Source organism: Sphingomonas sp. OK281, from assembly GCF_900115295.1.
In the GTDB taxonomy this organism is placed as follows: Bacteria; Pseudomonadota; Alphaproteobacteria; order Sphingomonadales; family Sphingomonadaceae; genus Sphingomonas.
The window spans coordinates 494344-518021 of record NZ_FOVZ01000004.1 but is presented as its reverse complement, the minus strand read 5'-3'; the positions used below and the strand labels follow the sequence as shown (position 1 = coordinate 518021).

General features: G+C 62.3%; 27 protein-coding genes. 13 read left to right on the top strand and 14 right to left on the bottom strand.

All coding sequences use genetic code 11. From position 1 onward, the window contains the following. Positions 1-472: 472 nt before the first annotated feature. The 7 genes from BM244_RS16635 to BM244_RS16605 form a co-directional block, all read right to left on the bottom strand. Positions 473-1306, bottom strand: a complete 834-nt coding sequence (locus BM244_RS16635; RefSeq protein WP_093400008.1) for an SDR family NAD(P)-dependent oxidoreductase — start codon at positions 1304-1306, stop codon at positions 473-475. Next, positions 1303-2289, bottom strand: coding sequence for an aldo/keto reductase (locus BM244_RS16630; RefSeq protein WP_093400007.1), 987 nt, complete (start codon positions 2287-2289; stop codon positions 1303-1305). Before BM244_RS16630 ends, BM244_RS16635 begins: the two co-directional genes overlap by 4 nt. A gap of 70 nt (positions 2290-2359) precedes the next feature. Then, positions 2360-2650, bottom strand: a complete 291-nt coding sequence (locus tag BM244_RS16625; protein WP_093400006.1) for a DUF1488 family protein — start codon at positions 2648-2650, stop codon at positions 2360-2362. Between the two features lie 3 nt (positions 2651-2653). Continuing rightward, a complete protein-coding gene (locus tag BM244_RS16620; RefSeq protein WP_093400005.1) occupies positions 2654-2938 on the bottom strand; it encodes a hypothetical protein in 285 nt (94 codons plus the stop codon). A 296-nt stretch (positions 2939-3234) separates the two neighbouring features. After that, positions 3235-3804, bottom strand: a complete 570-nt coding sequence (locus BM244_RS16615) for a hypothetical protein (protein WP_093400004.1) — start codon at positions 3802-3804, stop codon at positions 3235-3237. 191 nt (positions 3805-3995) lie between these two features. Then, positions 3996-5300: an MFS transporter gene (locus BM244_RS16610; protein ID WP_093400003.1), complete on the bottom strand. Its 1305-nt coding sequence runs from the start codon at positions 5298-5300 to the stop codon at positions 3996-3998. Then, positions 5297-6445: a TauD/TfdA dioxygenase family protein gene (locus BM244_RS16605; RefSeq protein WP_217649134.1), complete on the bottom strand. Its 1149-nt coding sequence runs from the start codon at positions 6443-6445 to the stop codon at positions 5297-5299. Before BM244_RS16605 ends, BM244_RS16610 begins: the two co-directional genes overlap by 4 nt. A gap of 29 nt (positions 6446-6474) precedes the next feature. On the opposite strand from BM244_RS16605, the gene BM244_RS16600 reads away from it, so the two are divergent. The 5 genes from BM244_RS16600 (at position 6475) to lysA (ending at position 9309) form a co-directional block, all read left to right on the top strand. Then, positions 6475-6675: a hypothetical protein gene (locus BM244_RS16600; protein WP_093400002.1), complete on the top strand. Its 201-nt coding sequence runs from the start codon at positions 6475-6477 to the stop codon at positions 6673-6675. Between the two features lie 327 nt (positions 6676-7002). After that, positions 7003-7266: a hypothetical protein gene (locus tag BM244_RS16595; RefSeq protein ID WP_093400001.1), complete on the top strand. Its 264-nt coding sequence runs from the start codon at positions 7003-7005 to the stop codon at positions 7264-7266. A 14-nt stretch (positions 7267-7280) separates the two neighbouring features. Beyond that, on the top strand, positions 7281-7796 hold the full coding sequence (locus BM244_RS16590) for a class I SAM-dependent methyltransferase (protein ID WP_139226955.1): 516 nt from the start codon (positions 7281-7283) through the stop codon (positions 7794-7796). Continuing rightward, a complete protein-coding gene (locus tag BM244_RS16585) occupies positions 7793-8056 on the top strand; it encodes a hypothetical protein (protein ID WP_093400000.1) in 264 nt (87 codons plus the stop codon). Before BM244_RS16590 ends, BM244_RS16585 begins: the two co-directional genes overlap by 4 nt. 20 nt (positions 8057-8076) lie before the next feature. Beyond that, positions 8077-9309, top strand: coding sequence for a diaminopimelate decarboxylase (gene lysA / locus BM244_RS16580; RefSeq protein ID WP_093399999.1), 1233 nt, complete (start codon positions 8077-8079; stop codon positions 9307-9309). A gap of 214 nt (positions 9310-9523) precedes the next feature. On the opposite strand, the gene BM244_RS16575 is transcribed toward lysA, so the two are convergent. Both BM244_RS16575 and BM244_RS16570 read right to left on the bottom strand, forming a co-directional pair. Then, positions 9524-9955, bottom strand: a complete 432-nt coding sequence (locus BM244_RS16575) for a hypothetical protein (protein WP_093399998.1) — start codon at positions 9953-9955, stop codon at positions 9524-9526. Then, complete coding sequence (locus tag BM244_RS16570; RefSeq protein ID WP_217649133.1) at positions 9955-10617, bottom strand: SatD family protein; 663 nt, start codon at positions 10615-10617, stop codon at positions 9955-9957. Before BM244_RS16570 ends, BM244_RS16575 begins: the two co-directional genes overlap by 1 nt. Before the next feature lie 354 nt (positions 10618-10971). On the opposite strand from BM244_RS16570, the gene BM244_RS16565 reads away from it, so the two are divergent. The 5 genes from BM244_RS16565 to BM244_RS22745 all read left to right on the top strand — a co-directional run bounded on the left by BM244_RS16565 (position 10972) and on the right by BM244_RS22745 (position 15189). Further along, positions 10972-11946, top strand: coding sequence for a toll/interleukin-1 receptor domain-containing protein (locus tag BM244_RS16565; RefSeq protein ID WP_093399996.1), 975 nt, complete (start codon positions 10972-10974; stop codon positions 11944-11946). Between the two features lie 389 nt (positions 11947-12335). Beyond that, on the top strand, positions 12336-13079 hold the full coding sequence (locus BM244_RS16560) for an NYN domain-containing protein (protein ID WP_093399995.1): 744 nt from the start codon (positions 12336-12338) through the stop codon (positions 13077-13079). Between the two features lie 335 nt (positions 13080-13414). Continuing rightward, positions 13415-13561 (top strand): hypothetical protein, encoded by a 147-nt coding sequence (locus BM244_RS23180; protein WP_175518246.1) that lies wholly within the window; start codon positions 13415-13417, stop codon positions 13559-13561. Then, on the top strand, positions 13558-14028 hold the full coding sequence (locus BM244_RS16555; protein ID WP_093399994.1) for a hypothetical protein: 471 nt from the start codon (positions 13558-13560) through the stop codon (positions 14026-14028). The genes BM244_RS23180 and BM244_RS16555 overlap by 4 nt, the downstream gene beginning before the upstream one ends. A gap of 423 nt (positions 14029-14451) precedes the next feature. Then, complete coding sequence (locus BM244_RS22745; protein ID WP_139226954.1) at positions 14452-15189, top strand: Crp/Fnr family transcriptional regulator; 738 nt, start codon at positions 14452-14454, stop codon at positions 15187-15189. Here BM244_RS22745 and BM244_RS23175 read toward each other — a convergent pair. Further along, a complete protein-coding gene (locus BM244_RS23175) occupies positions 15183-15410 on the bottom strand; it encodes a hypothetical protein (protein ID WP_175518245.1) in 228 nt (75 codons plus the stop codon). The two genes, BM244_RS22745 and BM244_RS23175, sit on opposite strands and share 7 nt — an antisense overlap. A gap of 185 nt (positions 15411-15595) precedes the next feature. On the opposite strand from BM244_RS23175, the gene BM244_RS23170 reads away from it, so the two are divergent. Continuing rightward, positions 15596-15736 (top strand): hypothetical protein, encoded by a 141-nt coding sequence (locus BM244_RS23170; protein WP_175518244.1) that lies wholly within the window; start codon positions 15596-15598, stop codon positions 15734-15736. Between the two features lie 197 nt (positions 15737-15933). Then, entirely contained in the window at positions 15934-16191 is a 258-nt protein-coding gene (locus tag BM244_RS16545; protein WP_093399992.1) for a DUF6894 family protein, read from the top strand. A 199-nt stretch (positions 16192-16390) separates the two neighbouring features. Here BM244_RS16545 and BM244_RS16540 read toward each other — a convergent pair whose 3' ends face one another. From BM244_RS16540 to BM244_RS16525, 4 genes are all read right to left on the bottom strand, one after another. Beyond that, on the bottom strand, positions 16391-17158 hold the full coding sequence (locus BM244_RS16540; RefSeq protein WP_093399991.1) for an SDR family NAD(P)-dependent oxidoreductase: 768 nt from the start codon (positions 17156-17158) through the stop codon (positions 16391-16393). 85 nt (positions 17159-17243) lie between these two features. Beyond that, positions 17244-20363, bottom strand: coding sequence for an efflux RND transporter permease subunit (locus tag BM244_RS16535; RefSeq protein WP_093399990.1), 3120 nt, complete (start codon positions 20361-20363; stop codon positions 17244-17246). Beyond that, positions 20360-21427: an efflux RND transporter periplasmic adaptor subunit gene (locus tag BM244_RS16530; RefSeq protein WP_093399989.1), complete on the bottom strand. Its 1068-nt coding sequence runs from the start codon at positions 21425-21427 to the stop codon at positions 20360-20362. The genes BM244_RS16535 and BM244_RS16530 overlap by 4 nt, the downstream gene beginning before the upstream one ends. A 72-nt stretch (positions 21428-21499) precedes the next feature. Beyond that, entirely contained in the window at positions 21500-22117 is a 618-nt protein-coding gene (locus BM244_RS16525; RefSeq protein ID WP_093400082.1) for a TetR/AcrR family transcriptional regulator, read from the bottom strand. An 86-nt stretch (positions 22118-22203) separates the two neighbouring features. Here BM244_RS16525 and BM244_RS16520 point away from each other — a divergent pair, with 86 nt between their 5' ends. Continuing rightward, a complete protein-coding gene (locus BM244_RS16520; RefSeq protein ID WP_093399988.1) occupies positions 22204-23673 on the top strand; it encodes an efflux transporter outer membrane subunit in 1470 nt (489 codons plus the stop codon). Positions 23674-23678: the final 5 nt, after the last annotated feature.

Below are 23678 nucleotides of genomic sequence, written 5' to 3'. Positions count from 1 at the left end.
GAGAGGCCACTCAGATTGAAGGACGGCTTGCCGGCCTGGCTTCCGGGCATCCATCGGTTAAGATATGGAAGGCCCGTCTTCGTCTAGCCCAGGCTGTGATCGCCCGCGCCCCGCGCGACTGAGAGCCTATTTGCCGGACTGTCGCGACTGGTCACCTCCGGTGAAAGTGCGCCGCGGCGGCACGGCACATATCAGCCTCTTGTCCTTGATCGGGGCGCCAGCGAAGTTTCGGTATCGGCACGGGGACCGTCCATCATGCGTCGGCGATCGTTCGTCGCAGCCTTACCAAGGGCTGCGTTGGCAACGGGTACGGACGTAGGCCGGGGCATGGTGCAGGAGGGGGCGGCCGGCCTGAGGCGCGGTCCCGGACAGTGTGGTGGGCCACGCTGGCATCCCGGTCGAGTCTAAACCTCACGCCAGTGGAGACCGGTACGGCAGCATTAATTTGCCGCACAGGTCTCCCGACAAGCGATTATTTTTGCATGAACTGTGCAAAGGCGTCGCGCCAGTCAGGGTGCCAGCGGGAAAGGGCTGGACGGTTCTCGATCAGGTCTCCCGCCGCCCAGGCTATACGCTTGGCGTCCTGTTCGGGCGTCGTCTCGTTGTCCGGGCACAGGATGTAGAAGTCGCCCGCTGCTACCCGGTCCATCATCAGCGCGACGACCTGTTCAGGCGTCCATGCAGCGGGTGGTTTTTCCGCCGGTCGACCGGCGGTCATGCCGGTCCAGGTGAAGCCAGGCACCAGCAGATGCGCGCTGACCCTGCTTCCGGTCCGTTCGCGCAAGCTGTGGGCCAAGCCTTCGGTGAGGGCCTTCACCCCGGCTTTGCTGACGTTGTAGGCGGTGTTGCCGGGCGGCTGGGTGATGCCCTGTTTGGAACCGGTATTGATGATCAGGGCAGGGGCTTCGCCTTCGACCATCGCCGGGACGAAAGCCTGAACGCCGTGGATCACCCCCATCAGGTTGACGCCGAGCACCTCGTCCCACTGCGCTGGGTCGGCGAACGCGTCACCGCCCGCGCCGATGCCGGCGTTGTTCATCAGCACAGAGACAGGACCGTGACGGTTCACCACGTCGCCTGCCAGCGCGGCCATCGCGGCACGATCGGCGGCGTCGGCGGACATTGCGACCGCGCCGTCCAAGGCGGCAGCGGCTTGCTCAAGCGCCGCGCCGGGGCGGTCGACGAGGACGACCTGCATGCCTGCGTCGGCAAAGGCACGGGCAGCGGCGAGTCCGATGCCGCCAGCTGCGCCGGTGACGACGGCAAGCTTACCCGGCGTGATGGCTGCGAAAGACGGCACGCTCACGTGTCGATGCTCGCCATCGACGCGTCCGGATAGCGTGTCCCTTGGGCCGCGCCGGGCGGCAGGATGTCATCAATGCGGGCCAGATCGGCGTCGCTTAATTCGACGTCGAGCGCGCCCAAATTGTCCTCGAGATACTTGCGCCGCTTGGTGCCCGGGATCGGCACGATATCCTCGCCCTGGCGCAGGACCCATGCGAGCGCCAGTTGCGCCGACGTGGACCCCTTGTCTGCGGCCATCGCCCCGATCGCTGCGACGAGGTCGAGGTTCTTCTGGAACGCGTCGCCCTGAAAGCGGGGATGGTTGCGGCGCGTGTCGCCTGCGTCGAGATCGTCAGGTGTCTTGAACTGGCCGGTGAGGAAGCCGCGTCCAAGCGGGCTGTAAGGCACAAAACCGATCCCCAGTTCGCGCACCGTCGGCAGGATCTGGTCCTCCACGTCGCGGCTCCACAGCGAATATTCGGTCTGCAGCGCGGTGATGGGGTGCACGGCATGCGCACGGCGGATGGTCGCGGGGGCAGCCTCGGACAGCCCCAGATACTTTACCTTACCAGCGCTCACGAGATCGGCCATGGCACCGACCGTCTCTTCGATCGGCACCTCGGGATCGACGCGGTGCTGGTAGTAGAGGTCGATGAAATCCAGGCCGGTCCGCTTCAAGCTCGCGTCGCAGGCCGCCCGCACATAATCCGGCCGGCCGTTGACGCCCTTGAAGCTACCATCCGGCCCACGGACATTCCCGAATTTCGTCGCAACGATGATCCAGTCGCGCCGCTCGCGGACAACCCGGCCGACCAGTTCCTCGTTGGCGCCAACGCCGTACATGTCGGCGGTGTCGAGGAACGTCACGCCAAGGTCGAGCGCGCGGTTGATCGTCGCAACTGACTCCGCCTCGTTGCGGCCACCATAGAAGTCGGACATGCCCATGCATCCGAGGCCCAGCGCGGAGACTTCGAGACCTTGTCGGCCGAGTTTGCGGGTTTTCATCAGATCGGTCCTTGTTGGCATGCGGGGCTGTTGGCGGTTGAACGGTTTTGCTTTGTGTAATCGCGAAGGCTCATGGTGAGACGTCGGCGGCCGTCAGCAGGACAGGGGGCTCTCCGCCCAGTCGACTGACGAACTCGCGCCGTGCGATCCGGTGGATGTCGGATTCGAATTCCACATACGTCTCGATCGCGGTGTCGCTGTCGATGCCTTCGAGGTCCGGGTTGATGAACTCGACCAACGCCTCGCTCGTGATCAGGAACTCGACCATGCCAAGGTCCGTGTGGCCAAGGAACAGCACACCGTGTCGCTCGGCCAGCCACTCATACTCGCCGAGCTCAAAGCGAACGCTCGGAGACGCCATGCCTCAGCCCTTGTCGTTCGCGCTGGGCAGGCGCTCGGCTAGCGCTGCGATACCATCACCGGCCAGCGTTGCATGCGCAGCCCCATCGATTTGCACGGGCCGCTCCGGGGTCAGCACGGCAGCGTCGCGATGCGCGGGATCAAGCGTCATCCACGCACGGACCGCGCCTTCCAGGCTCGTCACTTCGGCGACATCCTCGTCCCCACGGGGTACGTTCTCTAGCGCGGCACTCATCCGCCAGTCGATGTCCGGCGTCTTCGCCTCGTCGCCCCAAGTTGCTTCCGTCATGCTGAAACCTCAAAATGGCCGGCAGTGCCGGCGTCCTGATGGCTCAAGCGCGCACCTTCGAAGGCTGGTTCCGCCCAATTGCGCATTTCGGCAGGACGGTTCACCTGCAAAGCGGGGTGAGGCTACAAGGTAACCAACGATGAGCTATGAGACGGACCATCGCAGCCGAACGCGCGCCCTCGCCGCGTATGGAGCCGTTATTTGCGTCGCTATACTTCTGGGTCTGCTCGTCAGGGCGGGCGTTATCACCGACCATTTGCTTTGGTAACAGCGGCTGAGACGGGCTCTAGAGTCCGCTAGTCATCCCCTATGGCGTGGAGGATGCGGTGTGCGGCAACGACGTCGCGTTCGACGACGGCGGCGGTGAAGCGTTCGATGATGGCGCGTAGGCGGTTGGTTGGAGCGGTCGCTGCGGTCAGGATCGGGCCATCGATCAGGCGACTTCCCCATTCGATGCCCAAGCGCTGCGTCTCGTCATCCGCGCCGACCGCGATCGTTGGGAAGGGCAATCTCATCTTCGGAGATGCGAAATCGTGGCACTTGAGGCCCGACCGCTCGGGAGCCGCGAGCAACGCGCCGGACACGTTCGCGGTATAGGAATTCGGCGACAAGCGCGCCCACCATGCGGCCGCCGCGCATGCGCTTCCCTGTGCCAGCAGCAAGACGGCACGATCGGAGATCGACACCGCAGCGTCGATATGCGCCGCCATCGCGGTTCGCTCTGCAACGATACGGCCCCGAACCGCGATCTGCTGCATATCGCCAAACCGAGAAAATTCTCGGAACCGGTCGAAGATCGAGACGGAATTATCGGGGACGAGCGCGATGAGCTTCAGCCGACGGCTATCCAGGACAGCAACAGACACGATCCGGTCTCCCGTTCTATGAGCGCAGATGCTGCGTAATTCGGACCATCGGTGCAATGCCGTTGAACGGATACGCGCCAGACAGGTCTATCCTGGCTCTCGGCGGATTTCGGGGCAAGCCGTATCGTCGGGATACGACCGCCCCTTTCACGGGCGGTTGATCGGCAAGGGCATCCTTGTGTCATCCGAACTCAACGCGCTTTGTCAGATTGGAAGGGTTTTTCCGGGTGCATGAAGAACGACAGACCCGCGCCGACCAGCAGCAGCGCGAGGGACGCGCAGAACGGGATCGACCAGCTTTCCGTCAGGTCCACCGCTGCACCGAACACCAACGGTGACAGAATGCCGGCGATACCAAAGCCGAAGTTCATCATGCCACTGGCGGTGCCGGCGTACTGGGGCGCGATATCCATCGGCACGGCCCATATCGGCGCCACGACGAGCTCGGAGAAGAAGAACGCCAGCGACAGGCACACCGCGACCGTCGTCAGATCGTGGGTGAGGACCACCGGCACGAGGAACACGAACGCGCCGACCATCCCGACGATAATCAGGTTGCGCCGCGCCGCCTGCAAGCTGCCCGTCTTGCGATAGATATAGTCGCTCGCCGCGCCCCCGACCCAGTCGCCGATCACGCCACCCAACAGCACGCCGCCCGAAAACAGCGCCGAGTGTTTCAGGTCGAGCCCGAAATTCTTGAAGAAGAACGAGGGGAGCCACGTCAGGAATACCCAGAGCGTCCAGCCATAGCAGAAATCGACGGCGGTGACCGGCGCGATCCGACGCGCGAGCTGCCACCATGGGACCGCGCGCGTGGCGGCGGTCTGCTGCGCGGTCGGGTCGAGCTCGGCGAGCTCATCATCCGACATGCCGGGGTGTCGTTCCGGATTCTCCCGAGCGACCACCAGCCACAGGATCACCCAGACCGCGCTTGCCAGCCCGAGCACTACGAATGCGCCGCGCCACGAAACCAGCGCCATCAGCCCGACCAGCAATGGCGGTGTCAGCGCATTGCCGAGCCGCGCGGCGGCGTGGGTGATGCCTTGCGCAAAGCCCCATCGACCTGGTGGCAGCCAGGTCGCCATCGCGCGCGTCGCGGCAGGAAAGGCGAACCCTTCGCCGACCCCGAGCGCAAGACGCAACGCGAACAGCGATGCCATCCCGCCGACCAGCCCGGTCAGCACCGTCGCCACGCACACAACCGCGCCACAGATCACGAGCATGCGCCGCGGCCCGAGGCGGTCGATGACCCGACCGCCGAAGAGCTGGATCAAGGCATAGGGATAGGAAAAGGCGGAGATTGCCAGGCCGAACTGGGTGTTGCTCATCCCCAGTTCGGCGGTCATCCGCGGACCCACCGTCGCCAGGTTTACCCGGTCGATGTACAGCACCAGATACATCAGGCAGAGCACCGCGAGGATCCGGTTCGGGACGCTCATCCACCGCGGTGTGTGACGGGTGTCCGCGTCGGACCCGATCGGGCGAGCGGCCGTCATGCAGGTCGACCCGTCCCCTTGATCTGCGTCCTGTGCAGCACGCGGCGTGCCGCAGGATCGAACGCGTCGCGCCGGTGCATCGTGCAGCGATTGTCCCACAACACCAAGTCGCCCTTGCGCCATTCGTGGCTCCATCCGAACCGGTCGCCGTCGACATGGCTCCAGAGTTCGTCGAGCAGAGCCTCGGAATCTGCCAAGTCCAGTCCGTCGATATAGGCGTTCCGGCGACGCCCCAGATACAGCGCGGGACGCCCGGTTTCGGGGTGGGTGTAGACCAGGGGATGCAGGCTGCCGGGCGACTCGCGTGGGTCATCGCTCGGCGTAACGCCCTGCCGCAGAAAGCCGCCGCTATTATACGTGCCATCATGCTTCACGCGGCGTCCGGCGATGCGCACCTTCAACGCGTCGGGCAACGTGTCGTACACGTCGTACATGTCGATAAAGCTCGTATTGCCGCCGGTCGGCGGTACCTCTAGCGCATAGAGCGCGCTTGCCTGAGGCGGGACTTCGACATAGGACATGTCGGTATGCCAGACCGCCTCGCCATTGCCGAGGCTGCCGATCGGAACGCCGCCCTCAAGCACGTTCGAGACGATGTAGAGTTCGGGAAGCCCCTCGACGAAGCGGCGCCCGCTTTCCTGGATGGGCGCGAGGTCTAGGTCACCAAACCGGCGGCTGAAGGCAATCAGATCCGCATCGGCAAGCGATTGGTCGCGGACGAGCAGGACCAGATTGTCGAGCCAGGCCTGGCGCAGGTCAGCGAACTGCTCATCATCGAGTGTCCGTAGTTCAATCTCCCGAACCTCCGCGCCAACGCCTTTGCCCGTTTTGATCACGTCCAGACCGTCGCGGCTCGGGAGATGATCGCTCATATTTCCGCACTCCATCATCATACGTTCGCGGCCGACCTGGATCGGCTGCAGCACGATCAACATAACGACCGGCCCCTGCGGCGGTTCGCAAAGCATTTGTTTGGACCGGTCAATCAAGCCGCATTCTCGTGCAGACATGGCGCAAAATTGGTCGCTGCGTGGATCGTTGCAGCCGGTAGATTTATTCCCACAGGCGACAGGCTTTCCGCCACCCTCCAGCCGATCACCCGTCATATCGGCTGCCTTGAAGGTACTCATCATGGTCCGCGTCACCCTTGAACTCGCCAAATCATCCCCCGCAAGTGGCGACCGAACTGCTGGAGGGGTTGAAGGACTCCCCATTCAGCGTGCTACTCGCGAAATTTGCGGACGACGTAATGGCGCAACTCATCGCGCATCCGTCCGCGGACGAGATCATCGTCGACGAGGTGACGCCGTTCCGCTTCGCCGAACGGGACGGAAAGGTTGGCGAGATTGTGAGCGACATGTTGGCTGGCGCCTGAGCCTGGGGGAGGACTGTTGCTGACCTTCGTTGACCTTCGATCGTACCGGCGCAGCTGACCTGAACAGACAACCGGATCTGGGGAGCAAAAAACGCGCGCTGAACGACCGAATGTGGGTCGTTGCGTTTCTCTGGTCGAACGTTTTGGGCAGTGAACGCTAGTATCGCGAGAAACGAGGCCTTCGAGTGTCGATAAGGTAGTGAACCGAGCGCAATGCTATGCTCGCACTATGCGGTCAGCGGGAATCGATCTCGAAGCACTATGCCGTACCTCGTAAATACTGGGGGGCGGGCAGGACGCTCGTGATACGAAAGGCACTCAGGCAAAATGTCGTCCGAACCCATATTGGAGCCCGATCCTACCGGGCTCGTCATCTATGTCGGGCAGGATCGCGCAGGCCATTGGCTGGTCCAGGACAGCCGGCGCACTCTCGAAGGCCGCTTCATCTCCTACGGCGCCGCGATGGGCTATGCGCAGGCCGAGCGGGATATCTACCATGCCAGCGTCGAGATCGCCGAACTGCCGCTCACGCCACTAGTGTCCTTTGCGCCCGTCGGTTGCGACGAGCGCGCCTTGCCGCGCGCGGCGTAACGGGACGGATGGCGATGAACGTCTTTAATCTACCTATCTGGTCGCGTACCGTCATCGGCGCGGTCAAGCGGACCTGTACTGCACAACCTGACTCGGAAGCGGCGGTCGACGACCCGCGCTGGCCTCGTATCCAGGCCGCCTTGTTGGAATTGCAGTCCGGCGGACGGCATGCGGTCCGCATCGTCGATGCCGACTGCGGTGCCGGAACGCTGCTGCTGCATGCAATGGGACATGCGAGGCAGCTGGGATTCACCGCCGTCGAGGGGCATGGGATCGATCGATCGTCGCTGTTGATCGGCCGCGCGCGGTTGGCGGCGAGGCATGCTGCCGACCCGGCGCTCGGCGTGGACTTCGAGGCGGCGGACATGATTACGGCCTTGCGCGACGAGCAGGACCTGCCGGCCGATATCGTGATCTGCCACGACCTTTCGAGATACCGTCCTCCAGAGGCAGCGCGTGCGGTCCGGAACGCCGGGCGGGTCGTCATCGCCGATGACGCCGCATGCAATGTCCAGGGAATCGCTGCATGACCCGGCGCGATATCCTCTGGCGCGGAATAGGCGTGGTGCTGGCCGTCGGAGCATGTGGCTTGGCTGCGGCGATGAATGGGGCGGCGCTGGCGATGCTCGTGTTTCCGATCGCGCTGCTGGGCTTGACGCTGATGATCAACGGCAAGCGCGTAGTAGTGGTGCTGCGGGCCGAGCGTCATGGTCACGCGCATACCGCCGAAGTGATCCACGCCGTGCGCCTCCGTCGCTCCCGCCGGCGCGTCGATCTGCCCTATTCCTGATTATCGGACGCCCAACACTCATGACCTATTTCAGTTCGCGGGACGGCGTCCTGTGCGCCGAAGGCGTGTCGCTGCCCGTCATCGCCGAGGCGGTGGGAACGCCCGTCCACGTTTATTCCGCCGCCGCGCTGCGCGATGCCGCACACCGTTTCAGGTCGGCGCTGTCGATCCTCCCAAGGGTGCGGGTCGCGTTTGCCGTCAAGGCGAACCCGAACGGCGCGGTGCTGCAACTGCTGGCCGTGTGCGGCTTCGGCGCCGACATCGTCTCGGGCGGCGAGATGCAGCGCGCGCTCGATGCGGGGATCGCGGCGTCGGACATCGTCTTCTCGGGTGTCGGCAAAACCGACCGCGAACTCGCCGACGCGCTCGTTGCCGGCGTCGGCCAGTTCAATCTCGAGCTCGAAGAGGAGGGGCAGGTGCTCGCCGCGCTGGCGCGCGCGCGGGGCAGGCGGGCGACCGCCGTTCTACGGGTCAATCCCGACGTCGATGGCGGTACGCATGCCAAGATCTCGACGGGGCTGCGCGGCAACAAGTTCGGGGTGGCGATCGCCGACGTCCCCGCGATGTACGACCGACTGTCGCGGCTCGAGGGTCTCGACCTCGTCGGGGTCGCGTTGCACATCGGCAGTCAGTTGCGCGATCTCGCCCCACTGGAGGACGCGTATGATCGGATTGGCTGCTTAGTGGCGGACTTGCGCGCGCGTGGCCATGTCGTCAGCCGCGTCGATCTCGGTGGTGGTCTCGGCATCCCCTACCGCGCCGACGACGTCGTACCGACGCTCGACGCCTATGCCGCCATGGTCGCGCAGGTCACGCGCGACTGGGACGTTGAACTCACGTTCGAGCCGGGGCGGGTGGTCGCGGCGCTTGCGGGCGTGCTGATGACGCGGGTGATCTGGGTGAAACCCGGTGCGGACCATCCGTTTGTGATCGTTGATGCCGCGATGAACGACCTTGCGCGGCCGGCGCTGTACGACGCCTTTCACCGCTTCGAAGCGGTCGCGCCGGACGGTGAGCGGATGGTCGCGAATATCGCCGGCCCGGTGTGCGAAAGCGGCGACGTGTTCGCAGTCGCGCGCGACATCGACCGTGTCCGCCGCGGCGACCTCGCTGTGCTGCACGCCACCGGAGCGTATGGCGCGGCGATGGCCTCGACCTACAATTGCCGCGCGCTCAGCCCGCAGGTTCTGGTCGATGGCGACCGGTTCGAGATCGTCGCCGATCGCTATCTACCCGAGGAGTTTGCGGCGTAGGGAGGGGGCAGTCAGCTACGCGTGAACGATTTCGACTAGCTCCTCGACCGCGACCGTGCGCCGATCGTCACGCAATGGGCCGCCGTTGGTGACAAGACAGCTCGATCGCGTTTTGTCTAATGCATGACGACGTGAACGAATGTCTGAACCTGGGAAATGCAAATAGCCATGCGAATGTCCGGAACTGGGTCGATTCTGTCAGGCCATTCTAAATTTATGGCTTTTTCTCTGCCTTGTCAGGTTGGAGTAAATGAACAGCAGTTTCGCGAAGTTGTATCCCAAATTGTTGATCATAGCCGAGCCAAGCGCCGGTGATAAGCATTGCCCAAAATACACTGAACAACGAGCCGACAAGAAAGTATTCCGCCGGTAGTTTAGTATCAAGCTCTTTGAACCGAGCGACTGACTTCAGTGCAATGACTGCGGCAAGGACCTCCCAACTGTGGGCGATGATGCCGATCGCAAGGATGAGACGTTCTAGCCATCCGATAATACGACCGGCTGAATAGGCCTCTTCGGGCGTCGCGGCCATCGCTTCCTTCATCCCCGTCAGCGATAACAGACTGCGGCACGCCCCATTGCCAACCCCAGTGAGCAGCCATAGGGCAAGTCCAGAGTAAAGGGCGCAATGAAGGTAGGTGAGCATCAGTTCATCCCACGCTGCGCATCAAGGCGCGCTAAGGTTTCTTGGATAGCATGCCACTGGACAACGTAGGTGTCGAATTCCCCCGAACTACGCACCTTATAGACGGTATGAACCGAAACGTTGCGTCGCTTGGCAATGTCGGCGGCAGTCGCTCCGCGGAGTAGCTCGGCGATGTCCTCGCGCTGCCGGCCTGTCCAGCGGCGTTCAATCGAGGTCAGGCCAGCGCCTAGTGCCTCCAGGGTTGTTTCGACAAGCGGATCGTCTGTTACTGCGAACCGGTAGAGCGAGCCGGACCGCTTCTCGTTGAGCTTCTCGCGAGTGCGAGCCAAGCCCGGACCCATCATATTCCAAGCTTTGTCTGTGTTGAGAGGGGTTTGCAGTTCGACGTGCCCGATCGCGAAACGGCACTCGATATCATGGGCCATGAGTTGGAGGCGTAAGTCGCGTATGAGCGACAGCATCGCGGTAAGCGATGTGCCTAGGCCCTGAAACTCGTCGCCAAGGGTGATAGTAAGGGGGGACGACAGCAGATTCTTGTAGTCGCGGTTCTGCTTTTCAACTGCTTCGTTGAAGCGGGTGTGGAGCGATGCTGTAGCGAGAGTTCTCTCGCTGCCGACCAAGTCGCCCATGACGACGGCATATGAATGTGATGTACCCGCCATAGGGTCACTTTAGATATGTGCCCGCATACGGGTCAATATGAGATTTGACCCGTATCTGGGAAAATGCACTGCTAACTGATCAGTGCGTCAGTCCAAGCACCTAGGCCGACAAAGCGAAACAGGCGGCAGGACGACTGCAGACGACCAATCCCGACATGAACGCGTAGCTGGATCTGGGTCATCTGGGCTGAAGCCTCTGCCGAGATTCTCAGGGAAATGGTAGATATAGCGGCGATCAGCTAGCGTACCGGGGTTCGGGCTAGCGTGCCGCCTCCTTGGCGAGGTCAGCAAAGCTTGTTCCCCTTGTGTGCCGCCCCGCCGTCCCCCACTATCCTTGGGGGGCGGAGGACCGAGATGGCCAAGGTATTCTTTTCATACTCGCACGCTGACGAAGCGCTGCGGGACCAGCTGGAAAAACAGCTGTCGCTTCTAAAGCGGCAGGGGATCATCGAGACTTGGCATGATCGGCGGATCGGAGCTGGGCAGGAGTTTGCACGTGAAATCGACCAGCATGTCGAGACTGATGACATAATTCTGCTTCTGGTCAGCGCCGATTTCATTGATTCCGACTATTGCTACGAGCTGGAGATGCGGCGGGCAATGGAGCGACATGAGGCAGGCGACGCAATCGTCATCCCAGTGATTCTTCGCGCATGTGACTGGCATGGTACGCCATTCGGCAAGCTCAACGCGACGCCACCCGACGGGAAGGCTATCACCACTTCGCCTGATCGTGATCAAGCGCTGCTGGAAGTTGCGAAGGCCGTGCGTAGCGCAGCTGACCGGCTCAGCAGCCGCTCCTCGCCGACGAGTGTTACGGAAGCTCCTGGGACCACAGCTGTCAGTGTAGCGCTGCCGCTATCCACCAGAGGTCCGCGGTCGAGTGCCCTGGCTCTGGCTCGTACATTCACCGAACGGGACAAGGACACTTACAAGCTCGAGACCTTCGAGTATATTTCTCGGTACTTTGAGAATTCAGCGGCGGAGCTAACTGCTCGCAACCCGGGCATTGACGCAACGTTCCGCCGGATAGACGCGAACCGCTTCTCGACCATCATCTACCGTGACGGGCAGTCGATCGCACGCTGCTCGATATTCATGGGCGAACGCCCATACTCCTCTGGGATCGCGTATTCATCGTCCGACATGTCCACGAATGGATACAATGAAGCGTTGAGCGTCGAAGCAGACGACCAAAGCCTGTTTCTGATCAGCATGGGCATGGCAGCAATGGGTGGCCACGGCGGCGGGTCGGGTAAGCTAACCCAAGAAGGCGCCGCTGAGATCTATTGGCAAATGCTTATAAGGCCGCTGCAGTCACGAATGTGACGTACAGCGCTCAGAAGGTCGTACGGATAACATTCGGACGCTTAGGAACGGGCATCGCGTCCTGTTTTTAGCTAGAAGCTAAGGCTTCAGCGCCTCTCCATTGTTTCCCAAAAACGATCCGGGGCGCCTTAGCCCGCTGTGAAGTTCGATGTGCTGAGATGAATGAGTGCGTGAAGTTGGGACGCGGGGGAGGGGCACGCGAATGGCCAATAGTGGTTCGTAGCTGCGGATATCGAGCAGCTTCACTGATGGCTACACATCAAAGCGAACGTCTGTTCCATTAGATCTTGCCGGTCGCCGAACGCCAAAGGGTGGGTTGCGGGCCCGAGTAGGTGGTTGCTGGCGACGCATTAGATCGACGGCAAGTATTTGGGCGGTAGGGAAGCACCATGTCACGTGTCGCCCCTCTCCCTCGCCTCGCCGTCCTGATTGACGCTGAGAACATATCGCCCCGCATTGCGCAGCGCCTTTTCGAAGAGATCGCAACTTTCGGTGAAGCGAGCGTGCGACGCATCTACGGCGATTTCTCGGAGGAGCGGCTCAAAGGTTGGGCGCAGATTCTCGCCGATCACGCCATCATTCCTCAGCAGAACTTCGCGCTGACCGTTGGCAAGAACGGGGCCGACATCGCGCTGGTGATCGACGCGATGGATCTGTTGCACAGCGGGCGTTTCGCAGGGTTCTGCCTAGTGTCGTCGGACAGCGACTTTACACGCCTTGCTGCTCGCATCCGTGAGCAGGGTCTCGATGTGTTTGGCTTCGGCGAGGCCAAGACACCCAAAAGTTTCCGTCAGGCCTGCAAGCGCTTCGTCTTGACTGAGAACCTGCTTCCTCAGCCTGGGACCCTCGCACCAATCGCCAGCGAAAAAGCTGCGACGCCCACCCTGGCACCGCGCAAGCCTACGCAGGCCACTGCTATGGTTCGACGCGCGATCGCGCAACTCGAGGACGAGGAGGGCTGGGTCCATCTCGGAGGCCTCGGATCTCGGCTGCTTGCGATGGACCCCGAGTTCGATCCGCGGACATATGGTTGCGCGAAGCTGACGACACTGATTGAGCAAGCAGGCGGTTTCGAAGTACGCCGCGGCGGCGGCATGTCGGTGCAAGTTCGGCAAAGGAGCGCCGCGAATTAATCTACTTCGTCGTCTACCGGCGCGCGCCATGGCAACCTAGACGCGGTCAAAATCGGAACATGAACGAACGGCGGCTTTCGGGAGGCGGGCTGGCCGGCCGGAATGTCGTGTATTGGGTCTGCCGGAAGCTGTGGGCAGGTGCCTTCGCCCACGATCCGATTGTGAGTCTTAACGCCTCCGATCGGCGCGGCAGTAAGTGGCGGCAAATGTTGGCATGACTGGTATCACCCGGTAAGCAGCCGTTGATCCTTACGCTGGCGTCGCTTCCACTGCACGGCATAGCGCTAACATCTCTGTTTGCGTACGGCGCGCTCAGTTCCGACGAGGAGAGGACGATGCGTAACCTATGGGCGATAGCGATGACCGCCAAGCTGACCGGGTTCGACCGCAGTTTCGAGTGTTTGATCGACAAGGCTTATGAATACGAACCGATCTCCAGCAAGATTGCGAAGGTCGGCAAGACGGCGGCGGGCGGCAAGTGATCGAGCCGGCTGGGTCGGCGATCGATCGCCTTGTTCCGGAGTTGCAGGCTGGCGGGTTCAAACGCGTGAAATCGTCGAACTATCAGGAGGAATTCAAGCGAGGCGATGTGACGATCGCCTATTCCTGCGGGCGGTACGGAGAGGAGTTCATGTGCTTTGTCACCGACGCCGATCAGTTCCGGTTTCAGATGAGCTCTTACTTGGAGATCGTCGATCCTTCCGCTGCGGCACAATCCCAAGCCCTCGGTTGTGAGAGCGATGTCGATCAGCTGGACTTCCACCATACCAATTATGCCGCGATCTCGCATGGTTATTATCTGACGATGCAGGCGCTGCTTTCTCGTTTCCTGCAAAACTGGCCCAGGGGAAAAAGCACCGTCGACGGTGAGGCGAAAGAGCGGATGACGCAACGCGACCAGGAGGTACTCGCGTCCTTCGGTCTGTCGAGAGAACAAACCTACATCTAGCCGCGGGGCTTACCCGGCAGTCAGCGCTGTCATGCGGCAATGGCAAATCAGCCCTCTACAACGGTTATCGCGGGCATTAATGCATGCCCGAATTTGGTAAGCGGGGAAGGACGCGAATGTCCGGCTATGGATCTGGCTGGAAGCCGGAGGGCAGGGCGTGTCCGCCCATACCCGGACACCCGGCTGTGAAATCCCAGCTCCCGATAACGGCCATCCGTTCAGCGCATCTTTCCCAGTTTAAAGTTGCCCCATCTGCCCGAACTGCTGCCCTAATTGCCGCTGTACCGTGAGAGTCGTCGTGAGGCTTAACTTCAATCAAGCCTTGTCCGGCAAACTATGGTATAAATTATAAATTGCTGACCGATCACGGCTCTTGGCAACTGAGAGTTTCAATACTCCCGCCGATATTACGGGAACCTTGCGTTGATCTCGGAAATTGACCCTCGCGGTCTTATTGCCAAAAGTCTTTCGGAGCATTCGGAGTTACAGGTTTTTGACACCGAAGCTCTGGGCCGTTTGAAAGCTCGAGCAAAAACCTTTGAGTCGGGAAGCTACGTATTCAGGGAAGGCTTGTCATTTTCAGACTATGTGTTCGTAATATCGGGATATTTATTCCGTCAAAAGCAGACTTCGGATGGCTATCGACAAATTGTATCATTAACAATTCCCGGGGACATAGTTAATCCAGAAAATAGATTTGTGAATAATATGGACTATAACGTGGTTTGTGCAGAAAAATCTAGCATCGCGTATGTGCAAAAGGCCGAGTTTGAATCGTTAATAGATTCCCACCCCTCTATTCGGTTGGCGATGGATTTAAGAATAAGTGCGGAGTCGCGACAATTACGGGAGTGGCTGTTAAACATCGGCGGGCGCTCTGCAAAAATCCGTGTAGCTCATTTCTTAAACGAATTTGCCGCCAGGACGAAGTTGCGTGGCTTAAGTGATGGGTTGCACTTTTCCCTACCAATGTCGCAGGAGCAGATTGGGGACAGCGTCGGAATCACACCTGTTCACGTTAATAGGGCTATCAGGTCGTTGGTTGAAAGTGGCTTGATCTGTCACACAAACAGAAAATACGAAATAGTTGACATCAACGGCTTTAGGCAAGCTGGTCAATTCTCTGCAAAGTTTCTTTCGGTAAACAATTTGCCTCAATAATCATCACGTCGTGGACACCATGATGGCCGACGTTCGGCGGTATGTGGTGCAATTTCAGCAATCGCAATCCAACTCGCCATAAGAGGGACCCGCAGCGTTCCTTCCCATTCCAGCCATGCCGCTTTCGCTCCGACAAGGACGCTGAGGTGGGTCATTTTTGCGGTCGAACCCGACTGTGAATTCAGATGGGGCTGCATGTTTTTGATGTCGCCGATTGCCATCGAAGAAAACGCAAGCGATGCGTCGACTGCGGTCGGCCGACCCCTGTGCCGTCGGAGAGGGCGCCATAGTCAGCGGACTTGATCCTAATTAATCCTACATTGGTATTATCATTTCGCTTTCTTGATCTAAGTTATTCCCGCAAAGGCTCACGGTACACGTCGGAATACTAGACAGGATGCCGAGTATGACGCTCGACCAACATGAAAAATTGAAAGCGCTCCTGCTGGAAGCGTTGGCCATAGCCGATAAAATGCAAGGGCGCGGTGTTCTCGCCCTCTACATTGCTCAGGCACTAGATACCCTGACGCCCAACGTTCGGCGTTAAGCGGTTCAATGTCCGCTATCGCCGCCTGCCTCACAAATAGAGGACGGACCGCTTTCCTTGCCGTTTCCGACGTACTCATCTTCCCGTCACAAATCGGCGTCCAGGGGAACCGAAGACGCTCGGTATTCGCTACCCTTCTATCGTTGGTTCTCGGCGACTGAGAGACATCGTGCTCCCGTGTTATTTCGGGAGCTCGAATGTCGGTCTTTTATTTCGAGATAGCCGATGCCAAACCTAACATTCCATGCGTAGGCGAGGAGCTGCCGTCCCTCGCGGCTGCTCGCTGCTTCGCGCTGAAATATGCGGCGCTGTTACTATGCGATCAGGGAGAGGTATTCTGGGAAGGTGAGGAATGGGTAATGACGGTTACCGATGCAAACCGTCTAACCATGTTTACGATTATGATCTGCGCGACGGCAGCACCTGCCACTTTGAACCTCAAAAAGTTGATATGAGAAGTGTGCAAACCATAGGCGTTTATCTCGGCTGGTCTCTTCAAAGCCGCCGGTCCGCTTTCCTTCCCATCACAACTTCGCGAGCGGATAGCCGGGCTTGAGAATCGATTATTTGCAAAGATGAATCAGCGTCCGAAGTTGAGAAGCGAGGGAAGGGGCGTAAACGTCCGGTTATGGGTCTTAGCCGAAGCAGATCAGCTCAACTCATCTCTACACCCGTAAGGTCAGCTAGTTTGGCAACCAGCCTTTCCTGGAAGCGCGTATCCGTAACTTCAGCCGCGGGCTGTTGACGCTGTAGGTTGTGCCAATAGCCACCGCTGAACAGTGCGGTTAAATCATCGCTGACCGCGAGCCAACTCTGCGTGCGTTGCCCGGTGTCTTGATCAACTGGCGCGCCGGCGCCACCCATTCGCGTGCGCACCCATCCCGGATCGACCGCGTTGCTCAGTACGTTTGGGCGGCGCCCAGCGATAGCGAAAGCCAGCGCGACCATGTGCAGCTTGCTTTCGGCATAAGCGCGAGAGCTGTCCCATGCGCGCGCCGTCCAGTCGATGTCCTCCAGCGATCCCTCGCCTCCGCGATGCAAGCTGCTGCTGAGATAAATGATCCGGGCGGGCCGTTCGATCAGCGCGGTCAGCATATATGGTGCCAGCGTGTTAACCGCGAGCAGGGTGGGATGGCCGTCCGGCGTCGCGCCTCGCTCCGGCACGGCGTAGAGCCCGGCGTTGTGAATCACCGCATCTATATGGCCGATTGCGTTCACCTGATCCGCAATTCCGTGCACGTCCTGCGCGCTTGCCAGGTCGCCGATAACGACACCATCAACCTGTTCGCGTAACTTGCCTAGATCGGCAGCGCGCTGCGCAGAACGTGCATGCAGAACGACATGGTGCCCGTCGGAGAGCAGAGACTGTGCCGCCGCGAGGCCAAGGCCGTCGGTACTCCCGGTAATAAAGACCCGTGCCATGTCTACCCTTCCGCGACGTTGACCCGCCGCTATCGATGTTCGTTGCCGTATCAACGCCGGAACGGCCAACCCGATGCCTCTTTGATCACGCCAGGACGTGCTGTGATCCGGGTGCCTCACGCCGATCGTTTACTGGCGGCCTTATACGGAACCACAGCGCATAAAGCGCAGGCAGGAACACCAGCGTCAGAACTGTCCCGCCCAGCGTCCCGCCGATCAGCGTCACCGCCATCGATCCCCAGAACACCGAACTGATCAGTGGGACGAAGGCGAGCACGGCCGCCATTGCCGTCAGGATTACCGGCCGCGATCGCTGCACGGTCGCCTCGACGACCGCGTCATAGGGATCCATCCCGTCGCGCTCGTGATCGTGGATCTGCCCGATAAGGATCAGCGTGTTGCGCATCAGGATGCCCGCCAGCGCGATCAGGCCGAGGATCGCGTTGAAGCCGAACGGCTGGCCCGTGACGAGCAGCGTCGGCACCACGCCGATGAGCCCCAGCGGTGCGGTCAGCAACACGATCGCCATCGCCGACAGGCTGCGGACCTGGAGGATTATCACGACCATCATCAGCACGATCATGATCGGGAAGATCGGCGCGAGCGCGGCATTCGCCTTGCCGGCCTCCTCGATCGAGCCGGCCATGTCGATATGGTAGCCGGATGGCAGCGTCCTGATGATCGGCTGCAACTTCTCGAGCAGCGCGGTTGAAACGTCGGGCGGCTGCAGGCCATCGGCGATGTCGCCGCGGACCGTGATCGTCGTCAACCGGTCGCGGCGTTGCAGGATCGGGTCCTCCATGCGGACTTCGAGCTTGCCGATCTGGCCGACGGGCACGCGCTGGCCATTGGCACCTGTCAGCATGTAATCGCCGATGCGCGCCGGATCGAGCCGATCGCTGCCCCCGGACCGCGCCACTACGTCGACCGTCCGGATATCCTCGCGCGACTGGCTGACCGTCGTGCCGGTCAACAGGAACTGCAGCTGTTCGGCAACGTCGCTCGATGTCAGCCCAAGCGCGCGCAACCGGTCCTGCTCCAGCACGAAGTGCAGCGCGGGCGCGCGGTCGCCCCAGTCGGCATTGATGGTACGCATCGTCGGATCCCGTTGCATCACGCCCTGCACCTTCTCGGCGATGCTGCGGACGGTTGCGAGATCGGGGCCGCTGACACGGAACGCGACGGGGAAGGGGGAGTAGGGGCCGAACACGAGTTGCGTCGCGCGAACCCGTGCCTGTGGCGCGAGCCCCTCCGCTGCGGCCTCACGCAGCCGCACCTTCAAGGCGTCGCGCGCATCCTCGTCGACAGTCAGCACAATGATCTTGGCAAAGGACGGGTCGGGCAGCTCGGGCGACAGCGACATGAAGAAGCGCGGTGCGCCTTGACCGACATAGGTCGTGACGACCTTGGCCTCGGGCTGTTTGCGCAACCACGTCTCGACCAGTTTCGCGGCCTCGGCGGTCTGCGCGATCGCGGTGCCCTTGGGCATCTGCACCTCGACCAGCACCTCGGGACGATCCGAGGCGGGAAAGAACTGCTTGTTGACCAGCGCCATGCCCGCGCCTGCAATCAGGAACGCACCCAGCGTCGCCAATGCGACCAGCAACTTGCGGCGCACCGCCCAGGCGATGATGCTGCGGACCCTTTCGTAGCGCGGCGTCCGGTAGATCGCCGCGTGACCGCCCTCGATCGGCTTGATCTCGGGCAGCATCTTCACACCCATGTACGGTGTGAAGATCACCGCGACGAACCATGATGCGATCAGTGCGAAGCCGACCACCCAGAAGATGTTGCCGGCATATTCGCCCGCGGTCGACTGCGCGAAGCCGACCGGCATCAGCCCGATCACGGTCACCAGCGTGCCGGCCAGCATCGGCGCAGCGGTATGGCTCCAGGCATAGGCGGACGCGCGGATGCGGTCGTATCCCTCCTCCATCTTCACCACCATCATCTCGATCGCGATGATCGCGTCGTCGACCAGCAGGCCGAGCGCGAGGATGAGCGCACCGAGCGTGATGCGGTCTAGCACCCGGCCGGTCGCCCACATGATGACGAGCACGACTGCCAGCGTCAGTGGCACCGCGGCCGCGACGACGATGCCGACGCGCCAGCCGAGGCTGACGAGGCTGACGATCATCACGATCGCGAGCGCCTCGAGGAAGGTGTGCATGAACTGATCGACCGCGTCGGTGATGTTGACCGACTGGTCGGTGACGCGGGTGAGGCTCATGCCGAGGGGCAGTTCGTCGCCGAGCTGCGCGACCTCGGCGTTCAGCGCCTTGCCGAGGTCGAGCCCGTTCCAGCCTTCGCGCATGATGACGCCGAGCAGCAGGGCGGGTTCACCCTGGCTGCGGATGAGGAAGGTCGCGGGATCCTCGTAGCCGCGCTCGACCTTGGCGATCTCGGACAGCCGCAGTGTGGTGCCGTTCGCGACGATCGGCAGGTCGCGGATCTTCGACAAATCGTCGAATGCGCCGTCGAGGCGGACCACGACCTGCTGCCCCTTGGTCTCGATCGAGCCCGCGGGCGTGATGAGGTTCTGCCTCGAAAGCGCGGTAAAGATGTCGCGGGGCGAGACGCCGAGCGTTGCCAGCCGCTCCTCGGCGAACGCGACATAGATGCGTTCCGGTCGCTCGCCGACGATGTTGATCTTGTTGACGCCGGGCACATGCAGCAGCCGCTGACGCAGCGTCTCCGCCTCGCGCGCAAGCGAGCGTTGCGGCTCGCCTTTCGCCTTCAAAGCGTAGAGCGCGAAGGTGACGTCGCCATATTCGTCGTTGACGAACGGCCCGACCACGCCGCGCGGAAGGCTCGGAGCCTCGTCGCTCATCTTCTTGCGCGCCTGGTAGAATTGGTCCGGCACGTCCTTCGGGGGAGTGGTATCGCGCAACGTCAGCGTGGTGAAGGCGAGACCGGGTCGCGTGAACGTCTCGCTGCGATCGTACCAGCGCAGTTCCTGCAGGCGCTTCTCGAGCGGCTCGGCGACCTGGTCCTGCATCTCCTGCGCCGTTGCGCCGGGCCAGGCGGTGACGACCGTCATGACCTTGATGGTGAACCCCGGATCCTCCGCACGCCCCAGCCTGGTGAAGGCGACGACCCCGGCGATGATGATTGCGATCAGGAAGAACAAAGTGACCGATCGTTCGCGGACCGCAAGCGCCGACAAGTTGAAGCGGCCGGGCGTCTTCTGCTCGTCGCCACTCATCGTGCGGCAACCCGGACGATCTGGCCCTGGTGCAGCATGTGCGCACCCGTTGCGACGAAGCGGTCACCTGACTTCAGACCCGAGGTCACGGTGGCGGTTTCTTCCCCGATCGCGGTCACCTTCACCGGCCGCCATGTGATCCTTGGCTGCGCGCCGGCACCGACGATCCATACACCGGCCCCGTGGCCGGTATCGCGGAGTGCGCCGAGCGGTACTTCGGTCGCGACCGTGTCGCCTGGCTCTGACAGCGTGACGGTCACGGTCGAGCCGAGCGGCGCACGCGCGGTCGCCCCGGCGAGGACATACCGGGCCTCGAACGTCCGCGACGCCGCGTTGGCGGAATCGGCCAACTGCCGAAGCGTCGCGCTGCCGGTGGCCCCGTCGAAAGTACGGGCACGCGCGGTCGAGCCCAGGTGCGGTCGCAGCGTCTCCGGCAATTGCACTAAAGCCTCGCGCGGCCCCGATCGTGCGACACGGACGACGATCTGCCCCGCGGCAACGACCTGCCCCGGCTCGGCCAGCGTCTCGACCACGGTCCCGTCGGTATCCGCGAGCAGGACGGTGTAGTTGGCTTCGTTGCGCGCGACGCGAGCCTGTGCCTGTGCGGCGCTCAGTTGCGCACGCGCCGCGTCCGCAGCGGCCTTCGCCTGATCATAGGCCGACGCGGAGACGGCGCCCGCGCCGACCAGGTCACGATATCGTTTCTCGTCCGCGCCGGTCTGCTCCGCGCGGGCGCGTGCTGCATTGACCGTTCCCTGCGAAGCGCGGGTCGCCAGCGACAGGTCGGTTCCGTCGATCCGCATAATCGGCTGGCCACGGCGCACGATCTGGCCGGTATCGACCAATCGTTGCGTGACCTTGCCGCCGACGCGAAAGCCGAGGTCGCTCTGGACGCGTGCCGCGACGACCCCGGTAAACTCGCGCGTTGCCGCGTTGGCGGCGACTGGCGTCGTGACCCTGACCAGCGGCGGCTGTGTGCGCGGATCGGGCTCCGTACGATGGCATGCCGTCAGCGTCGCGGACGCCAGCGGCACGGCCAGGGCGATATACAGTCGGTTCGACACACGGGTCCTCCACAGAAGCGGGACCCGAATGTTGCCTTATGACTATATTGTCAACTGGTCACATTGTGAAATCTACGGCGCGAGGCTTCGCAGGATGAGCCCAGTGACTTCGTTCTGCGCGTCAGGCAACAGGTCGAGATTGCGCTCCAGATGCAGCGGATCGATGAACGGCGTCATCGCGTAATAGATCGAGCGGACCGTCTCATCGAGCGGCGTCTTGCGCTCGAACTCGCCGTTTTCCCGGCCCTGTCTGACGATCTCCTGGATCATGTCCTGGAGCGACCGGGAATAAGCTTGCGCCGACCCCCAGCGCTCCGACGCGGCCAAGGCTGCGATCTCGTAAATCTTGCGATCCTCGAAGAACAGCGCCACGCCGAGCGTGGTTATGCTCCTGAACATACGGCGAAACCGGTCGGTCGCGCTGCCGCCCGCATCGACGGCCTTGCGCGCTTCGGTCAAGATCTGTTCGAGGCGCGCACCGCAAATCGCCTCGCCGATGGCCTGCTTCGACTCGAAGAACCGGTAGATATAGGCCTTGGAGAACCCGATCTCGCGCGCGAGGTCGGCGACGGTCGTCTTGCTGTATCCGTAATGCGCGAAACAGTCGTTTGCGGCCTCGACGATCTGATCGCGGACCGCATGTTCGGCAGGGCCACGCGTCGGGGGGGATTGGGGAACGGGATCGGTCATCGCCGCGTCATAGGCGGACAGCGGCCCGTTGACAAACAATGACCATATGCATCATTGGTCACGGTCTGGGTAATCGAAGGTCGATCATGCGCCATTTCCGCTCTGCTGCTACTTTGGCCACCACGCTGCTGTCGGTGAGTGGCTGCACGACCGCGCCGCGCTACGCGGTGCCGGCGTCGTCCGCACCGGCCGCCTTTGTCGGCGCCAGCGCCGTCGACACGAGGTCGGCGGATGCAGGGCAGGCCGATCTCGTCGACTGGTGGCGCGGGTTTCAAGATCCGTTGCTCACCAGTTTTGTCGAGCGCGCGCTGGCACAGAATCTCGACCTGCAACAGGCCGGCGCGCGCGTGGCGCAGGCGCGGGCTGCGCTGAAGACCGCCAACGCAGCCCTGCTTCCGTCCGGTCAGGTCAGCGGGCAGGGGGGCGAGATCTATCAGTCGCTGGAGACACCGATCGGCCGGATCGGCAGCGCGTTTCCGCAGTTCGAGCGTTCGACCGAAACCTACGAACTCAATGTCGGCGCAAGCTGGGAACTCGACGTCTTTGGCGGGCGCGACGCCTCGCGCGATGCGGCACGGGCCGACTGGCAGGCGTCCGCCGCCGCTGCGGTAGCCGTGCGTCTTGCGGTCGCGGCGCAGACGGCGGACACGTACATCGCGATACGGGCCTTGCAGGCACGGCTCGGCGTTGCCCGCGCGCAGGCCGATACGCAGGCGCGTCTCGTCGATCTGATCGCGCTGCAATACCGCAAGGGCGTGGCGGCCGAATTGCAACTTCGGCAGGCGGAAGGGGCGCTGGCGCAGGTTCGCGCTTCGGCCCCGGCAATCCAGAACCAACTCGACATGGCGCTGACTGCGCTCGACATTCTCATCGGGGTTCAGCCGGGCGCGACCCGCTCCGAATTCACAGTCGTGACCGCGATCCCGTCTCCTCCGGCGATCGCGACCGCGGGCGGTCCGGCCAGCCTGTTGCGCCGTCGTCCCGACATCATCGCGGCCGAGCGAACGCTGGCGGCGTCGAACGCACGGATCGGTGTCGCGATGTCAGAATATTACCCGAAATTCTCGCTGAGCGGTCTGCTCGGCACCGCGACGACCGCGGCAGGCGGCCTGTTTGGTGGCAATGCGACACAGGCGAACGGCGTGCTGGGCCTGCGCTGGCGCCTGTTCGACTTCGGCCGCGTCGATGCCGAAGTGAAAAGCGCCAAGGGACGGAACGCGGAAGCGCTTGGCGCCTACCGCCTGGTCGTCCTGCGCGCATCGCAGGATGTCGAGGATGCCTTCTCGACGCTCGTCCAGCAGGACGCACGGTCGACCATGCTGGGCCAGGGCGAGACGTCGTTGAGCCGCGCCCGGGATGCCTCGTTCGCGGCTTATAAGGGCGGGGTGTCGAGCCTGATCGAGGTTCTGGATGCGGACCGGCGCCTGCTCGAAACGCGGGACGGGGTGATCCAGGCACGCGCCGCCGCCAGTCGTGGTGCCGTCGCGTCGTTCCGGGCGCTTGGCGGGGGCTGGGATCCAGTTGCTCCAGTGACCTTATCGACGCCTGCAATGTGAGGATA

Excerpts from the sequence above, each read along its gene's own strand:
- BM244_RS16630 (WP_093400007.1), bottom strand. The coding sequence starts at position 2,289 with ATGAAAACCCGCAAACTCGGCCGACAAGGTCTCGAAGTCTCCGCGCTG.
- BM244_RS16575 (WP_093399998.1), bottom strand. The coding sequence starts at position 9,955 with ATGCTCACCTACCTTCATTGCGCCCTTTACTCTGGACTTGCCCTATGG.
- BM244_RS16540 (WP_093399991.1), bottom strand. The coding sequence starts at position 17,158 with ATGGCACGGGTCTTTATTACCGGGAGTACCGACGGCCTTGGCCTCGCG.
- BM244_RS16595 (WP_093400001.1), top strand. The coding sequence starts at position 7,003 with ATGTCGTCCGAACCCATATTGGAGCCCGATCCTACCGGGCTCGTCATC.
- BM244_RS16560 (WP_093399995.1), top strand. The coding sequence starts at position 12,336 with ATGTCACGTGTCGCCCCTCTCCCTCGCCTCGCCGTCCTGATTGACGCT.
- BM244_RS16590 (WP_139226955.1), top strand. The coding sequence starts at position 7,281 with ATGAACGTCTTTAATCTACCTATCTGGTCGCGTACCGTCATCGGCGCG.
- BM244_RS16585 (WP_093400000.1), top strand. The coding sequence starts at position 7,793 with ATGACCCGGCGCGATATCCTCTGGCGCGGAATAGGCGTGGTGCTGGCC.
- BM244_RS23170 (WP_175518244.1), top strand. The coding sequence starts at position 15,596 with ATGACGCTCGACCAACATGAAAAATTGAAAGCGCTCCTGCTGGAAGCG.
- BM244_RS16545 (WP_093399992.1), top strand. The coding sequence starts at position 15,934 with ATGTCGGTCTTTTATTTCGAGATAGCCGATGCCAAACCTAACATTCCA.
- BM244_RS23175 (WP_175518245.1), bottom strand. The coding sequence starts at position 15,410 with ATGGCAATCGGCGACATCAAAAACATGCAGCCCCATCTGAATTCACAG.
- BM244_RS16520 (WP_093399988.1), top strand. The coding sequence starts at position 22,204 with ATGCGCCATTTCCGCTCTGCTGCTACTTTGGCCACCACGCTGCTGTCG.
- BM244_RS16535 (WP_093399990.1), bottom strand. The coding sequence starts at position 20,363 with ATGAGTGGCGACGAGCAGAAGACGCCCGGCCGCTTCAACTTGTCGGCG.
- BM244_RS23180 (WP_175518246.1), top strand. The coding sequence starts at position 13,415 with ATGCGTAACCTATGGGCGATAGCGATGACCGCCAAGCTGACCGGGTTC.
- BM244_RS16565 (WP_093399996.1), top strand. The coding sequence starts at position 10,972 with ATGGCCAAGGTATTCTTTTCATACTCGCACGCTGACGAAGCGCTGCGG.
- BM244_RS16525 (WP_093400082.1), bottom strand. The coding sequence starts at position 22,117 with ATGACCGATCCCGTTCCCCAATCCCCCCCGACGCGTGGCCCTGCCGAA.
- BM244_RS16620 (WP_093400005.1), bottom strand. The coding sequence starts at position 2,938 with ATGACGGAAGCAACTTGGGGCGACGAGGCGAAGACGCCGGACATCGAC.
- lysA (WP_093399999.1), top strand. The coding sequence starts at position 8,077 with ATGACCTATTTCAGTTCGCGGGACGGCGTCCTGTGCGCCGAAGGCGTG.
- BM244_RS16610 (WP_093400003.1), bottom strand. The coding sequence starts at position 5,300 with ATGACGGCCGCTCGCCCGATCGGGTCCGACGCGGACACCCGTCACACA.
- BM244_RS16625 (WP_093400006.1), bottom strand. The coding sequence starts at position 2,650 with ATGGCGTCTCCGAGCGTTCGCTTTGAGCTCGGCGAGTATGAGTGGCTG.
- BM244_RS16570 (WP_217649133.1), bottom strand. The coding sequence starts at position 10,617 with ATGGCGGGTACATCACATTCATATGCCGTCGTCATGGGCGACTTGGTC.